The sequence below is a fragment of the Olleya sp. AS48 genome (genome assembly GCF_038900355.1).
Lineage (GTDB): Bacteria > Bacteroidota > Bacteroidia > Flavobacteriales > Flavobacteriaceae > Olleya.
Genome location: NZ_JBBMRD010000003.1, coordinates 73718 through 88903 on the forward strand (window position 1 = coordinate 73718; position 15186 = coordinate 88903).

The window sequence follows — 15186 nt, forward strand, 5'->3', positions numbered from 1 at the left end:
ATGAGACTAGGCATTGACGCTTCCAATATAGGAGGAGGAGGTGGGATTACTCATCTGACAGAAATATTAAAATCTATTGCAACATCCAATCAATTAATGGATGTTAAAGCTATTGTTGTATTTAGTTCGGATAAAGTCTTAAAAGAGATTGGCGATTATAGTTTTTTAACTAAGGTTAGTTTTCCAGAATTAAATCAAGGTCTTGTGCAACGTGTAAAATTTCAAATGCTAAATTATGATCAAGAAATAAAAAAACATTGTGATATATTGTTTTCGTTAACTGGAGATTATACAGGAGGATTTAAGCCTATAGTAGGAATGTCCAGAAATATGCTACTATATGAACGTGATATTTGGCGCGAAATAAAAAAACCTAAAGAAGTTATACGTTTTTGGTTAAACTTTAAAAAACAACAACGTTGTTTTAATAATGCTTCTGGTATTATTTTTATATCAAATTATGCCAAACAATACGCTAACAACGTTTTAAATATTGATAAAAAGAAACAAATAATAATTCCGCATGGTGTCTCTCCTCAATTTAAAGGAGAGGTTAAAGTGCAGCAAGCAATAACGGAGTATAGCTTAAATAAACCATTCAATTTTTTATATGTGTCTACAGTACATGTGTACAAAAATCAGTGGTATGTAGTGCAAGCAATTTCCAATTTAAGAAAAAAAGGATATCCAGTTACATTGACTTTGGTAGGTGGTGTTATTTTTAAGCCAGCAGGTAAATTATTAATGCAAACCATTAAAGCGGTAGATCCAGAGAATCAATTTGTTATAAATAAAGGACATATTCCATATGCTGAAATAGCAGAGGAGTATAAAAAAGCATCAGGTATTATTTTTGCTTCAAATTGCGAGAATATGCCAAATATTTTAATGGAATCTATGGCTTCTGGAGTACCTATTGTATGCAGCAATAAACAGCCAATGCCTGAATTTTTAAAAGAAAATGGTTTTTATTTCAATCCAAAGGAAGTGAAATCTATTGAAGATGCAATTATCGATTTTCTTTCAAAACCAAAAGAAAGAGAACAAATGGCTAATAATAATTTAAAAGAAATTAAAAATTACTCTTGGGATAAAACAGCTAAACAAACCATTAGTTTTATAAACCAAGTGTATTTAAATCATAAATAATGTTCAAAAACAAAACGCTATTAATCACAGGAGGTACAGGGTCTTTTGGTAACGCAGTACTAAATCGCTTTTTAGATACTGATATTAAAGAAATTCGTATTTTTTCTCGTGATGAAAAAAAACAACACGATATGCGTGTTAGACTTAATAATCCAAAAGTAAAATTTTATATAGGAGACGTGCGTAACTATAACAGTATTGCAAGCGCAATGCGTGGTGTAGATTATGTGTTTCAGGCAGCAGCCTTAAAACAAGTACCATCCTGCGAGTTTTTTCCTATTGAGGCGACACGCACAAATGTACTTGGTACAGAAAATGTATTAAAAGCAGCTATAGCTAATAACGTAAAAAAAGTAATTTGCCTAAGCACAGATAAAGCAGCCTATCCTATTAATGCAATGGGTATGTCTAAAGCTTTAATGGAAAAAGTAGCTGTTGCAGAGTCGCGTAATGTAGCAGAAGAGGACACCACAATTTGCTTAACACGTTATGGTAATGTAATGGCATCACGTGGATCGGTAATTCCGTTATTTATAGAACAAATAAAAGCAGGTCAGCCAATAACTATTACAGATCCTAACATGACACGTTATTTAATGTCTTTAGAGGATGCAGTAGATTTGGTATTGTTTGCATACAAAAATGCCAAACAAGGTGACTTATTTGTGCAAAAAGCACCTGCAGCAACTATTGAGGTTTTAGCTAAAGCATTAATAGAATTGTTTGAAAGTGACAGCCAAATAAAAATTATTGGTACACGTCATGGCGAAAAATTGTACGAAACCCTTTGTACGCGTGAAGAAATGGTTAAAGCTATTGATTTACCAGGATTTTATCAAATACCAGCAGATAATCGGGATTTAAATTATGCACAGTATTTTGAAGAAGGTGATGTAAAAACAGCAACGGTTGAGGATTATAACTCGCATAATACACAACGTTTAACTGTGGAAGAAACTAAAGCCTTATTATTAACCTTAGACTTAATTAAAGACGAAATAGCAGCATGGAAGGAAAAATAAAAGTAATGACTATTGTAGGGACACGTCCAGAGATAATTAAATTAAGTCGTGTTATTGCAGAGCTAGATAAACATACTGAACATGTTTTAGTCCACACAGGACAAAATTATGACTACGAATTAAACGAGATATTTTTTGAGCAATTAGGCATACGTAAACCTGATATGTTTTTAAATGCAGCAGGTAGTAATGCAGCAGAAACCATTGGACAGGTAATTATAGCGTCGGATGGTGCTTTTGAACAACACAAACCAGATGCTGTGTTGTTATATGGTGATACTAATAGTTGTATGTCAGTGATTTCGGCAAAACGCAGAAAAATTCCAATATTCCATATGGAAGCAGGAAATAGATGTTTTGACCAACGTGTACCAGAAGAGATTAACCGCAAAATAGTAGACCATTTAAGTGATATTAACATGCCTTTATCTGAGCATGCTAGAAAATATTTAGAAAACGAAGGGATTGCACCAGAAACCATTATTAAAACAGGATCACCAATGCGTGAGGTTTTACTTCATCATAAAAATGGGATAGAAAAATCGACTGTACTTACAGACGAGGGATTAGAAAAAGGTGCCTATTTTATTGTAAGTACACATCGTGAAGAAAATGTAGACTCTGAAGAAAATTTTAAAAACCTTTTAGAGACATTAAGTGCTATTCAAGAAAAATATAACAAAACAGTTATTGTATCCACGCATCCTAGAACTAGAAAAAAATTAGAGGCAATGGATTTTGTTAACAATAATAGCAACATTCGTTTTATGAAACCTTTTGGTTTTTTAGATTACATCAAATTGCAGAAAGAAGCTTTTTGTGTTATTTCGGATAGTGGTACAATTACTGAAGAAGCGTCAATTTTAGGATTTCCTGCAATTACAATTAGGCAAGCGCATGAGCGTCCAGAAGGTATGGACGAAGGCACATTAATAATGTCAGGCTTGCACAAAAATCGTGTTATGGAAGCTATTAATGTTGTGGTAAGCCAACATCAAGAAAATAACAACGTCATACGCATTGTAGAAGATTATACTACGGATAACGTGTCTAAAAAAGTGTTACGTATCATTTTATCTTACACAGATTATATTAATCGAACAGTATGGAAAAAGTAAACAAAAAAATACTTGTATTAGGCGCAACAGGTATGTTAGGTCATGTGCTTTACAATACCCTAAAAAAAGATACCAATCACACTATATTAGATGTAGTCTATAGAAATAAGTTGACGCCAGATTCCATTATTTGCGATGTTACGGATAAGCACAAATTAGCTGAGGTAATACAACAAACTAATCCAGATATTATTGTAAACTGTATTGGTGTTTTAATAAAAGGATCGACTAATAATCCTGCTAATGCTATTTACATCAATGCCTATTTACCACATGAATTATCTGCAATAGCACAAAAAAATAACGCTCGTGTAATTCACGTCAGTACAGATTGTGTGTTTTCTGGAGCTAAAGGTGGTTATGTAGAGTCAGATTTTAGAGATGCAGATGATGTTTATGGACGCAGCAAAGCGCTTGGCGAATTATTTGGTCAAGAGTCGTTGACTATAAGGACGTCTATTATAGGTCCTGAAATAAAAGCGGAAGGCGAAGGGTTGTTACATTGGTTTTTAAAGCAAAGTGGCACAATAAAAGGGTATACTGAAGCTTTTTGGGGTGGAGTAACTACTTTAGAATTATCCAAAGCTATTTTAGAAGCGATTAATCAAGATGTTAGAGGAGTGATTAATCTAACCAATGGTATAGCTATTTCTAAGTTTGAAATGCTTAAATTATTTAAAATTGTTTTTAATCGTGAAGCTTTAATTGTTGATCCTTTTGAGGGTAAAAAAGTGGATAAAAGCTTAAAGTCAGAGCGCAAAGATTTTAATTATGTCGTGCCTACTTATAAAGTAATGTTTAAAGAAATGCACGAAAATATGGAAGCAAATAAAAACATGTATTCTCAAAATTATAAGTTTTAATGTCTAAGAAAGCCTTAATAATTACAGAGGTCTTCTTTCCCGAAGATTTTATAATTAACAATTTGGTGGACAGTTGGTTGGAGCAAGGATATGAGCTTGAAATTTTAACTAGAAATCCATCCTATCCTTATGGGGAAGTTTTGGATGGTTACAAAAATCGCATCTATAGCAAAAGTAATTATAAGTCAGCAATTGTACATCGCTTTTTAGTAATACCAGGTTATCAAAATAGTTTACTTATAAAGCTATTAAACTACATTAATTATATGTTTTTTAGTTTTTGGATACTATTAAGTATTGGACGTCGGTTTGAAAAAGTTTTTATTTATCAAACAGGACCTCTAACAAACGGTATGGCTCCAGTATTATTAAAACCGTTATTTAAATACAAAATAACCATGTGGTCACAAGATTTGTGGCCAGATACTATTTATGCATATGGCTTAAAAAAGACCAAATTAACTAACTATGTTTTAACTAAAATTGTGCGGTTTATTTATTCGGGATGCGACACAATTTTAATCTCCTGTAAAGGATTTAAAAGTAAAATTGAAGCGTTGCTTAAAAAGCCAAAACCAATACATTGGATTCCTAATTGGCCATTAATTGATGGGTTTTCAACAGAAAAAGAAACATTGCCAGAAGGTTTTAATTTTACCTTTGCTGGAAATATTGGTAAAGTGCAAAATTTAGATAAAGTGGTACGTGCTTTTAAAGCAGTAAGTGCAACACATAAAAACGCCTATTTAAATATTATTGGTGATGGTTCTTTTTTAGAAGAATTAAAAGCAATTTGCAATACAGAGCAAATCACCAACGTTAATTTTACAGGTAGAAAACCGGTCACTAAAATGCCTAATTATTTTGCAGCTAGCGATGTGTTATTAATTTCATTGGTAGATGTTCCGTTGTATGAAATTATGATTCCATCTAAATTCCAAACGTATTTAACTGCTAAAAAGCCAATTTATGCAGTCATGAAAGGAGAGGTAGCACAATTGGTGTCTCAGTATGATTTAGGTGTTTCAGCTGATCCAAGTGGTATCGAAGCTATCGAAAAAGGTTTTTTAGAATTATTACAATATCCTGACAACAAAATTCAGCAATTATCAAATAATTCGATGTCTTTATTAAACGATAGTTTTGACGAAATAAAAACAAAGCAGACTCTTGAAAAATTATTTTGGAATGACTAAAGATGTTAAACACTTACAACCTTATATTATAGATGGTGCAGTACACAATGATCATCGCGGAACGGTAGCTTTTGTAAACGATTTTGATATGTCACCAATAAAACGCATGTATACCATCACGCATCCATCGACAACAGTTGTGCGTGCTTGGCAAGCGCATAAAATTGAGGCAAAATATTTTAAATGTACTAAAGGACGTTTTGTAATTGCAATTGTGCCTATTAAAGATTGGAATACACCTGACGTCAATAGTAAACCCAAAGTATTTATTTTACAAGCCAATAAAAATCAAGTGCTTTGTGTACCTAAAGGTCATGCTAATGGATTTAAAGCATTGGAAGCTAACTCAGAATTAATCGTGTTTTCAGACCAGGATTTAGAATCTGCTAAAAATGATCAGTATCGTTTTGATCAAGATTTATGGATGGATTGGTCTGTAAAATAATTTAATAGTAATGAGATGTCTTTATTTTAAACATCGCATTTTTAAAGCGTAGTTTAGTGTAATATTAAAACTAAAAACAACCCAAATAGCACAACCCAAACGAATCAAAAAAGCAACCTTATAGCATAGGTATAGTAACAGTATAGCAAAGGTATAGATAGTGTATGGATAGTGTATTAAAATTATAGGCTTAAAAAGCTTAAAAAACAGCCATATTAAAAGCTTAAAAAACATGGTTTTAATCCACTAAAAAGTGGTAGTTTATAATTTTGTGCTATTTTTGACACGTTAAACAAAATAACCAATACAAAACGTCACGCATTTTACAGTTCAGACGTAAAAAAAAACAGCTACCTAACCAGTAGTGGTACAAATAATAATCGCTAATAGTAATCATAAGTATGCAACCCAAATATAATCAGCATCTCGTTAAAATCATCACAGTCGTAGTTATGGCTATATCCTTAAGCAGCTGTGTGAGTAATAAAGAAATTTTATACTTTCAGGATGCTAACCAATACAACCAAACTAACGTACAGTATCAAGAAAACACCATTCAGCCTAACGATATATTAGCAGTATCCATAAGTGCTGCCATACCAGAAGCAGCCATTCCGTATAACAAAAACGTAAATGCTAATGCTGTTAATAATAGTGTAGATATTTTAAAACTGCAAGGGTATTTAGTCAATCCAGAAGGGTTTATAGCCTTACCAGTGTTAGGAAAAATTAAAGCCACACAACTTACCAACTCGCAACTAGAAAGCCAAATTGTGGCACAACTAGAAAATGGTGGTCACTTAATTAATCCTATTGTAACCGTTAGATTACTTAATGCTAAAGTGACAGTGTTAGGTGAAGTCCAACGTCCTGGAACCTTTAGTTTTACAGAGCAGTACATTAGTGTACCACAAGCGTTAGGTTATGCAGGAGATTTAACTATTAACGGAAAGCGTAACGATATTTTGTTAATCAGAGAGGTGGATGCGACACGTAAAATCACACACATAGACTTAACCACTACCAATTGGATGGACAATCCAGAATACCGACTAAAACCTAACGACGTGTTAGTGGTACAACCCAATCGTGCTAAAGTAAAAACAGCAGGTTACGTAGGTAATGTAACAACCATAGTAGCAATTGCATCGGTAACCCTAAGTGCCATAATTTTATTGACTAGATAAGCAGACTATGGATAATTACCTAGAACAACAAGACGCACAGGACCAGCAAATAGATCTAAAAGGGATTGCTAATAAGTACTTAGCCTATTGGTATTGGATCGCTTTAAGCGGAATAATCGCCTTAATTATAGCCTTTTTATATTTACGTTACACACCAGATAGCTACAAAACTGCTGCAAAAATTAAGGTGTTAACTGAAAAAGAATCTACTGCATTAAACCTAGATTTAGATAAATTATTAGGTAAAGGAAACGTTAACCTAGAAAACGAACGTGCAGTATTGCAATCCTTTAGATTAAACCGACAAGTGGTTAATCAATTAAACTTACAGGTGCAATACTTTCAGTCTGGTCGTGTTAATAAATCTGAAGTCTTTAACGCACCTTTTAAAGTGGTGTTTGAACCGGAATTAGCAAAACCAGATGCCGAATTACAGTTTCAAATAACACTTCAGGATAAAGGCTACCAATTATTAAACCTAGAAACCGAAGCCACCTTACAAGTCCCAAACTTTTATTTTGAAAAGCCAACGGTTGATTTTCCGTTTACCATTCAGCCAGCAAATGCACAAAGTTTAGTGGCTAATGATAACCCAGTCTATGAGGTTAAAATTAGTAGTCAAACACAAGCCACACAAAATTTATTACAAGCCATAAAAATTGCACCTGATGGTAAGGATAGTGATATTTTAATATTAAGTCTGGAAGATCCAAGCAAGCAAAAAGCACAACAAGTCTTAAATACTTTAATTGAAGTCTATACTCAAGATGGAATTACAGACAGACAGGAAGTGTCTAAACGTACCATCGCGTTTATTGACGAAAGGTTTACGTATCTAACAACCGAGTTGGATTCGATTGAAGTCGCAAAAGGTAGCTACAAGCAAAACAATAACCTAAGTATTTTTGAAGCTGATGCAGCGTCTGTGATTCAGAAAAAATCGATTAAAGACGAACAACTGTTTGAAGCCGAAACCCAATTGCTATTAGCAGATGTGTTAGACAAAAGCATAGCTAGTAACCAAGACATAAAATTATTACCTGCTAATATTGGGTTAAATAGTGGTGCAGTAAATAACTTGGTTAGCGATTATAATGCTGCAGTGTTAGAATATAACAAATGGAAAGCCACAGCAGGAGACAATAACCCAAGGGTTAAGATTTTAAAAGCGTCTATTACAGATTTAAATAATAACATCCAACGCTCGTTGTCTGGTTATAAAACGCAATTGCAACAGTCCTTATCGCAAAATAAACGTGCGCAAGGCTTAGCACAACAGTCGTTTAAAACCTTACCAAGCAAAGAAAAAATATTACGTAGTATAGAGCGTCAACAAATCCTAAAAGAAAACCTGTACTTACTATTATTACAAAAACGCGAAGAAGCAGCAATTACTATGGCAGTCACTGCAGCGAATGTAAAAGTGATAGATTACGCCATTACTAACTCGATTCCTGTAGCGCCAAAACGTAAAATAGTATTGTTAGCTGCCTTATTATTAGGATTGGGTTTACCAATCGGTATCTTGTATTTAAAGTTTTTAACCAATACTAAAATTTACACTAGTAAAGATGTTGAAAATATTAACCCAAAGACTGCAATTGTTGGTGAGATTCCGGTAATTCCTAATGCTAAACAAGCCATAAAACTAACCTCAGGAAACACACAAACTGAGGAAGCCTTTAGAACTTTAATCCATAACCTAAACTTTACGTTACATAACAAACAGACCAATCAAGGTCAAGTCATTGCAGTAACGTCTTCGGTTAAAGGCGAAGGGAAAACAACAGTGGCATTTAATATTGCACAAACCTATTTTCATTTAAAAAAGAAAGTCTTATTAGTTGGTGCAGATTTACGTAATCCGCAATTACACACCTTAATTGGAAGCTCTAAAGACAAAGCTGGATTATCTAATTATTTAAGTAATCAAACCAGTGATTGGCAAGACATGTTAATACAAATGGATGCTAATAGTAATCAATTTGATTTATTACTATCAGGTCCAATTCCGCCAATGCCAACGGTTTTATTATCAAGTGCACGTTTCCAAGCATTTTTAAACGAAGCTAAAGCACATTACGATTATATTATTGTAGATACAGCACCAACTTTATTAGTAGCAGATACGCTAACGTTTATGGATGGTATTGATTATACAGCTTACGTCGTTAGATCTGGAGTGACAGAAAAACCATTAATTGAATACTCTAAGAAATTAGTGGACCAGAAAAAGATTAAAAACATGGGTTATATTATTAACGATATTGACTTTAAAGGATCGTATGGCTATGGTTATAATTATGGCTATGGTTATGGCTATCATGCCGAAACGGTTAAGAAAAAGTGGTATCAGTTTAAAAAATAAAACAATAATAACACCTTAAAAAGGTTTGTAAAGTCACTCCCTAAACTATTAATAGCGCAATATAGTAACTAAGTTAAAATAGTAACTTGATGAATATAAAATCGCTATTACTACACATTGCTGTAGCTAGTACATTAGTCATGTACAAAGCTGTAGCACAAGACAAACCACACGTAAAGCTAACTTTGGGTGTCAACATTATTAATAATTATCCATACAGCAGGTTACCTTGGGCAATAGACAAGTTAGACTTTGCAACGCCTTTTAATTTAGGCGTAGACTATCAGTTAGATACTAATTGGAGTGTTGGTGTTAATGTGTCCACAAATACGCTAAAAACACCCAAATCCAATGCGAGTTTGTTTGCAGTACAAGCAGATGTTAATTATTATATTATCCCAAATACAGCAAGAGATTACAAAGAGTTATACGTGTTTTTAGCAGCAGGAAAATACACGTACGCTAATACAGATGCGCTTATTGTAGGTCCAGGTTTAGGCATTAGTTATTGGCTGCTTCCTAAAATGGCTATTAATATCTCTGGACGTGCTAACGTTGCAGTTAAAAATAACAGTCCAGAAGTAGGTAGCTATTACCAATGTAATATTGGAGTCATCTGGCGATTTACAGATGGGTTTTAAGTGAAATAAATAAGCCTAAATATAACCACAGTATAAACCGAAGGATAATTCAAAAACTACAAGACAGCATAAGCCCATAGTATAATATATAATAAAAAAAGCACGTCGTTAAGACGTGCTTTTTTTTATAACTATACATTGCATGCTAAACAGTCAAATAATATAATAAGTAAGAAAAGCTTAAGCTATGCAATATTCTATTCACTATCTACTATTTAAAAGCATTTAATCCAGTCACATCTAATCCAGTAATTAACAAATGGATATCATGTGTACCTTCATAAGTAACAACACTTTCAAGGTTCATCATATGTCTCATAATGCTGTACTCTCCACTAATTCCCATACCACCTAACATTTGTCTAGCGTCTCTAGCAATTTTTAGTGCCATATCTACATTATTACGTTTCGCCATAGATATTTGAGCTGAGGTAGCAGTACCATTTTCGCGCATAACACCTAATCGCCAAGCTAATAATTGCGCTTTGGTAATTTCGGTAATCATTTCAGCAAGCTTCTTTTGTTGTAATTGGAATTGTCCAATAGGCTTACCAAATTGCATACGTTCTTTACTATATCTTAAAGCAGTATCGTAGCAATCCATTGCTGCTCCAATCGCTCCCCAAGCAATACCAAAACGTGCCGAATCTAAGCAACCTAATGGTGCACCTAATCCAGATTTGTTAGGTAATAAGTTTTCTTTTGGTACTTTAACGTTGTCAAAAATAAGCTCTCCAGTTGCAGACGCACGAAGGGACCATTTGTTATGTGTTTCAGGTGTTGTAAAGCCTTCCATACCACGTTCTACAATTAAACCATGGATACGTCCTGCTTCATTTTTAGCCCAAACAACAGCAACGTTACAAAATGGCGAATTTGAAATCCACATTTTTGCACCATTTAATAGGTAATGGTCTCCCATGTCTTTAAAGTTGGTGACCATGCCTCCAGGATTACTTCCATGGTCAGGCTCAGTTAAACCAAAACTTCCAATCCATTCTCCACTTGCTAATTTTGGTAAGTATTTTTGGCGTTGAGCCTCGTTACCATATTTCCAAATAGGATACATTACTAAAGACGATTGTACTGAGGCAGTACTACGTACACCAGAATCACCACGTTCTATCTCTTGCATAATTAAACCATAAGCAATTTGGTCTAAACCTGCACCACCATATTCCACAGGAATATAAGGTCCAAAAGCACCAATATCTGCTAATCCTTTAACAATTTGCTTCGGGAATTCTGCTTTTTGAGCATACGCTTCAATAATAGGAGAGACGTCACGCTTAACCCATTCACGAGCAGCATCACGTACTAATTTATGTTCTTCAGTTAAAAGTTCGTCAAGATTATAGTAATCTGGCGCTTCAAATAAATCTGGTTTCATTTAAGTCTGTATTAAAAATAAACTATTCGTGTAGCTTATTGTTTCAATCACAAAAATAACGAAATCGTTTTCAGAACACAATATTATATCAAAAATTAAGGCAAATTTTTAAGAATTCTTTTATTTACTAGTATTTAATAACATATTTAGCATTTTAGCACAAATCCTTAGAGTAACAAATCAAACCTAATAGTATCAAACCAATGTCACAAATAGCAAAACCAATGTCTCCCTGAGCGCAGTCGAAGGGTCTCTTACAGACCACCAAACACAATAGCATAAAAAAAAACTCTTACCAAGTCCTCCATAACTAGTTTCAGGATCCAATCCCACTTAAAAAAGTAAACAGCATCCAAAAGCAATGCAATCCACTACATTTTAAGGTAAAAATCTTTAGTTAACGTAATATAATCATCAGTATATTGATGCCTTGAGGTTTCAATAATCAAAGTCTCAGTTTTAATGTCGCTTTCGCGGAAAGAAAACGCTAGCAAGCTTCTTTTAACCTCAGAAGTAGGCGTTCCTTTAACATGTAAGATGTTATTAGGAAACAAATTAACTTTAGACGCTAGGTCTATAAAATGAGCTTCTTCTTTAAAGGGAATAACAACCGTAAAAATACCAGTTTCAGACAATAGTTGAGCAGTACAAGCAACTAAATGATCAAAAGGTAAGGCATCTGTAAAACGTGCTAAGTCACGTTGCGTGTTGTCAGATTTGTAATCCTCAGCATAAAATGGAGGATTGGATATAATCAAGTCGTATTTGTCCTCAATTTCTTCTGTAAACTCAGCTAAATCGGCATGATAACAAAATAAGCGATCAGCCCAAACCGAAGTTTCAAAATTATCAACACATTGCTCATACGCTTGTTCGTCAATTTCTAAAGCATCAATTACTTGTGCGTTGCTACGTTGTGCAAGCATTAAAGCTAAAATACCTGTGCCTGCACCAATATCCAAAATAGCAAATGGGTTGGTTTTTAAAGGTGACCAAGCACCAAGTAAAACGCTATCAGTACCAATTTTCATGGCACATTGGTCTTGTTGTACAGTAAATTGTTTAAATTTAAAAGGCTTGCTCATATGACGTTATCCTAAATGTATTGAGGATCTCTTTAGTTTTTGGATGTAATGCTGAAATAAATTCAGTACAAAAAAATTAATCTTCTAAATATAAGTCAATCAAGCCTTCTGGAGTATCTACAAAAATAGTTTTGTTTGGTTTATCCACTTTAGAAATAAACTCATCATTCATTGGGATTAAAATCTCAATACCATCTCTGTCAATTTCAAATAGGGATTGTGCTGTACTGTCATTAACCGCTTTTATAATACCAACAGTTCCAAAGTTTTTGTCTTCAACTTTAAAACCTATTATTTCATGAAAATAAAATTTATCATCTTCTAATTCTGGTAAAACGCTTAGTGGTAAGTATATGTTGCTTTTAATTAAACTATCAGCATCAGCTTCGGTATCGACATCTTCAAATTTTACACGAAGTAATTCAGATTTATGTAATTGAGAGCTTTCAACAAAAAACGGAACCAATGAACCACGTAAATCTATTAACATAGAATCTAAGTTTTCATAAAGTCCAGGCTCATCAGTATCTAGTTTTATAAGGAGCTCGCCTTTAAAACTATATTTTTTAACAATTTTACCTAAAAAGAAACAGTCTTTAATATCCATAACAAAAGTTTTTTGCATAAAAAACTCCGATAAAAATTATCGGAGTTTAAAAGTATAAAAATTAATTTTTATTCTTCTTCTTCGTTAGATGCTTTTGCATCTTCAGCAGGAGCTTCTTCTACAACTGGAGCGTTAGCTGCAATTCTAGCTTCATTAGCTGCTTTTTCTGCTTCAAAAGCTTTAGTTTTAGCATCAGCTTGCGCTTTTGATAAACCGTCTTTTTTAGCTTCTACTTTACTTGCTTTTTCATCTAACCAAGCTGTAAACTTTGCTTCAGCTTGCTCTTCTGTTAAAGCACCTTTTCTAACACCACCTGCTAAATGGTTTTTAAGCATAACACCTTTGTAAGACAAAATTGCTTTTGCTGTGTCAGTTGGTTGTGCACCATTCTGTAACCATTGTAAAGCTCCATCAACGTTTATTTCGATAGTTGCTGGGTTTGTGTTTGGATTGTAAGCACCTAATTTTTCTAGGTATTTACCATCTCTTTTTGCTCTAGCATCTGCTGCTACGATCCAGTAATAAGGTTTTCCTTTTTTACCGTGTCTTTGTAATCTAATTTTTACTGGCATAAATAATTAATTTGTAAGGTACGCGACCTCTATTATTAATAAGCTGCAAAGATACTATATTTTTTTAATTTTCAACTTTTTAAAGTAAATCTGTCAAATAAAATAAATTATTCTATTTTTGGTCTTGTATAAAAGTAACGATAATGAAAAAAATAACAATTTTATTAGTTGTATTATTAACCTTGACATCTTGTAGTGAGGATCTAGTCTTTAATAATCCTGCATTTATAGGATATAATGATGGCGAGTTATGGGAAGCAACAACCTATAGAGCTAATGTTGATGGCTCAGGAAATTTAACAATTACTGGTATTAGAGGTTTAGAGACTATAATACTTAAAACAAATGATACTGCCGAGACTTTGTACCTTTTAGGAAATACAACATCATCTGCAACTTATGAAAATGAGTTTGGTGATTTTTATTCAACTAATAACGTGCCTGACCCAGATTTACAAGTGTATCCTGCAGATGGTAAAATAAATATTTCTGATTTTAATATTATTGAAAGAACCGTTTCGGGAACGTTTACTTTTAACGTATTTGATAGTTCTGGTACACAAACAGAAAACTTTAATAAAGGGTATTTTTATAATGTGCCAATTTTAAGCATCGGAACCGTAGTATCGATAGATCCGTTAGTGGCTTGCCAAAATGCAACAGCAGTAGCTTTGACCACTCAAACTAATTACGAAGCAGTAGATATTATGTCTGCAGATTATCCGCAAGTATGTAACTTTTATAAAACTGCATTAGAGAATAAAAAGCAACAATGTGGTGATACAGATGGATCGATACAAGACTTAATAGATGATTTAGGAGATTGTACTAATTAATCACCTTTAAATTATAATATTTAAGCCAACGCTAATGCGTTGGCTTTTTTTGTTAAATACTCTTAAGGCTATCACAAACCCTGTTAAATCGCTTGACAACAGCTGTCATTTGTGCTATATTGTAATTGTAGATGTCAAACAATATGCATCTTTAAAAAAAATATTGAAATTTAAATGATCAAAGATATTATGAACTACAGTGAAAAAATTTCAAACAAGTTAAACGAATTATTAATTAAAAATTATGATGCCGAAAAAGGGTATTTAAATGCAATTGATAACGTAGATAATAGTGAATTAAAAATGTTTTTTAAAAGACGTGCCTCAGAGCGTAGCGCGTTTGCAAAAGAACTAAGAACCGAAATCTTGCAATATGGACAAATTCCTGAAGATTCTGGAAGTTTTAAAGGAACCATGCACAGAAATTGGATGAGCTTAAAATCAACCTTTACTTCAAATAATGAAGAAGCAATCTTAGAAGAAGCAATTAAAGGTGAGGAAGCAAGTCTTGAGGAATATGACAAATTGTTAAAAGAAAATAATTTGCCACCAACCATAGATAGCTTAATTGCTAAGCATAGAAACGCAATCCAAGCAGCAATTAATACCGAAAAAGTGCATGAAGAGCTAGTCTCATAAAGGCATAATTATATAATAAAAAAAGCCAGCATTTACATGTTGGCTTTTTTTTTGTTTACAACTGTTTG

Annotated in this window: 15 protein-coding genes; 11 read left to right on the top strand and 4 right to left on the bottom strand. The window is 33.3% G+C overall.

The window, feature by feature from the left end:
- The 9 genes from WNY60_RS05375 (at position 1) to WNY60_RS05415 (ending at position 9989) form a co-directional block, all read left to right on the top strand.
- Positions 1 to 1149 (top strand): glycosyltransferase family 1 protein, encoded by a 1149-nt coding sequence (locus WNY60_RS05375; RefSeq protein WP_342861731.1) that lies wholly within the window; start codon positions 1 to 3, stop codon positions 1147 to 1149.
- Entirely contained in the window at positions 1149 to 2171 is a 1023-nt protein-coding gene (locus WNY60_RS05380) for a polysaccharide biosynthesis protein (protein WP_339808659.1), read from the top strand. The genes WNY60_RS05375 and WNY60_RS05380 overlap by 1 nt, the downstream gene beginning before the upstream one ends.
- Complete coding sequence (gene wecB / locus WNY60_RS05385) at positions 2156 to 3289, top strand: UDP-N-acetylglucosamine 2-epimerase (non-hydrolyzing) (RefSeq protein ID WP_342861732.1); 1134 nt, start codon at positions 2156 to 2158, stop codon at positions 3287 to 3289. Before WNY60_RS05380 ends, wecB begins: the two co-directional genes overlap by 16 nt.
- Entirely contained in the window at positions 3277 to 4152 is an 876-nt protein-coding gene (locus WNY60_RS05390) for an SDR family oxidoreductase (RefSeq protein WP_342861733.1), read from the top strand. Before wecB ends, WNY60_RS05390 begins: the two co-directional genes overlap by 13 nt.
- Positions 4152 to 5348, top strand: a complete 1197-nt coding sequence (locus WNY60_RS05395; RefSeq protein WP_342861734.1) for a glycosyltransferase family 4 protein — start codon at positions 4152 to 4154, stop codon at positions 5346 to 5348. Before WNY60_RS05390 ends, WNY60_RS05395 begins: the two co-directional genes overlap by 1 nt.
- Complete coding sequence (locus tag WNY60_RS05400; RefSeq protein ID WP_342861735.1) at positions 5323 to 5793, top strand: dTDP-4-dehydrorhamnose 3,5-epimerase family protein; 471 nt, start codon at positions 5323 to 5325, stop codon at positions 5791 to 5793. The genes WNY60_RS05395 and WNY60_RS05400 overlap by 26 nt, the downstream gene beginning before the upstream one ends.
- 476 nt (positions 5794 to 6269) lie before the next feature.
- The gene (locus WNY60_RS05405; RefSeq protein WP_342861736.1) at positions 6270 to 6980 is read left to right on the top strand and encodes a polysaccharide biosynthesis/export family protein; all 711 of its coding nucleotides are present in this window, start codon (positions 6270 to 6272) and stop codon (positions 6978 to 6980) included.
- A 7-nt stretch (positions 6981 to 6987) separates the two neighbouring features.
- Positions 6988 to 9348: a polysaccharide biosynthesis tyrosine autokinase gene (locus tag WNY60_RS05410; protein WP_342861737.1), complete on the top strand. Its 2361-nt coding sequence runs from the start codon at positions 6988 to 6990 to the stop codon at positions 9346 to 9348.
- 89 nt (positions 9349 to 9437) lie between these two features.
- A complete protein-coding gene (locus WNY60_RS05415; protein ID WP_342861738.1) occupies positions 9438 to 9989 on the top strand; it encodes an outer membrane beta-barrel protein in 552 nt (183 codons plus the stop codon).
- A gap of 211 nt (positions 9990 to 10200) precedes the next feature.
- Here WNY60_RS05415 and WNY60_RS05420 read toward each other — a convergent pair whose 3' ends face one another.
- The 4 genes from WNY60_RS05420 to WNY60_RS05435 all read right to left on the bottom strand — a co-directional run bounded on the left by WNY60_RS05420 (position 10201) and on the right by WNY60_RS05435 (position 13643).
- Positions 10201 to 11379 (bottom strand): acyl-CoA dehydrogenase family protein, encoded by a 1179-nt coding sequence (locus WNY60_RS05420; RefSeq protein ID WP_339808667.1) that lies wholly within the window; start codon positions 11377 to 11379, stop codon positions 10201 to 10203.
- Between the two features lie 371 nt (positions 11380 to 11750).
- Complete coding sequence (locus tag WNY60_RS05425) at positions 11751 to 12464, bottom strand: methyltransferase (RefSeq protein ID WP_342861739.1); 714 nt, start codon at positions 12462 to 12464, stop codon at positions 11751 to 11753.
- A 76-nt stretch (positions 12465 to 12540) separates the two neighbouring features.
- Entirely contained in the window at positions 12541 to 13071 is a 531-nt protein-coding gene (rimM, locus tag WNY60_RS05430) for a ribosome maturation factor RimM (protein WP_145004026.1), read from the bottom strand.
- Positions 13072 to 13139: 68 nt separating this feature from the next.
- Positions 13140 to 13643, bottom strand: coding sequence for a 30S ribosomal protein S16 (locus WNY60_RS05435; protein WP_342861740.1), 504 nt, complete (start codon positions 13641 to 13643; stop codon positions 13140 to 13142).
- Positions 13644 to 13786: 143 nt separating this feature from the next.
- Here WNY60_RS05435 and WNY60_RS05440 point away from each other — a divergent pair, with 143 nt between their 5' ends.
- Both WNY60_RS05440 and WNY60_RS05445 read left to right on the top strand, forming a co-directional pair.
- The gene (locus WNY60_RS05440; RefSeq protein WP_145004020.1) at positions 13787 to 14479 is read left to right on the top strand and encodes a DUF6252 family protein; all 693 of its coding nucleotides are present in this window, start codon (positions 13787 to 13789) and stop codon (positions 14477 to 14479) included.
- A gap of 189 nt (positions 14480 to 14668) precedes the next feature.
- A complete protein-coding gene (locus tag WNY60_RS05445; RefSeq protein WP_342861741.1) occupies positions 14669 to 15118 on the top strand; it encodes a PA2169 family four-helix-bundle protein in 450 nt (149 codons plus the stop codon).
- The last annotated feature ends 68 nt before the right edge of the window (positions 15119 to 15186 follow it).

Excerpts from the sequence above, each read along its gene's own strand:
- WNY60_RS05420 (WP_339808667.1), bottom strand. The coding sequence starts at position 11,379 with ATGAAACCAGATTTATTTGAAGCGCCAGATTACTATAATCTTGACGAA.
- wecB (WP_342861732.1), top strand. The coding sequence starts at position 2,156 with ATGGAAGGAAAAATAAAAGTAATGACTATTGTAGGGACACGTCCAGAG.
- rimM (WP_145004026.1), bottom strand. The coding sequence starts at position 13,071 with ATGGATATTAAAGACTGTTTCTTTTTAGGTAAAATTGTTAAAAAATAT.
- WNY60_RS05425 (WP_342861739.1), bottom strand. The coding sequence starts at position 12,464 with ATGAGCAAGCCTTTTAAATTTAAACAATTTACTGTACAACAAGACCAA.
- WNY60_RS05435 (WP_342861740.1), bottom strand. The coding sequence starts at position 13,643 with ATGCCAGTAAAAATTAGATTACAAAGACACGGTAAAAAAGGAAAACCT.
- WNY60_RS05410 (WP_342861737.1), top strand. The coding sequence starts at position 6,988 with ATGGATAATTACCTAGAACAACAAGACGCACAGGACCAGCAAATAGAT.
- WNY60_RS05395 (WP_342861734.1), top strand. The coding sequence starts at position 4,152 with ATGTCTAAGAAAGCCTTAATAATTACAGAGGTCTTCTTTCCCGAAGAT.
- WNY60_RS05445 (WP_342861741.1), top strand. The coding sequence starts at position 14,669 with ATGAACTACAGTGAAAAAATTTCAAACAAGTTAAACGAATTATTAATT.
- WNY60_RS05380 (WP_339808659.1), top strand. The coding sequence starts at position 1,149 with ATGTTCAAAAACAAAACGCTATTAATCACAGGAGGTACAGGGTCTTTT.
- WNY60_RS05390 (WP_342861733.1), top strand. The coding sequence starts at position 3,277 with ATGGAAAAAGTAAACAAAAAAATACTTGTATTAGGCGCAACAGGTATG.
- WNY60_RS05415 (WP_342861738.1), top strand. The coding sequence starts at position 9,438 with ATGAATATAAAATCGCTATTACTACACATTGCTGTAGCTAGTACATTA.
- WNY60_RS05375 (WP_342861731.1), top strand. The coding sequence starts at position 1 with ATGAGACTAGGCATTGACGCTTCCAATATAGGAGGAGGAGGTGGGATT.
- WNY60_RS05440 (WP_145004020.1), top strand. The coding sequence starts at position 13,787 with ATGAAAAAAATAACAATTTTATTAGTTGTATTATTAACCTTGACATCT.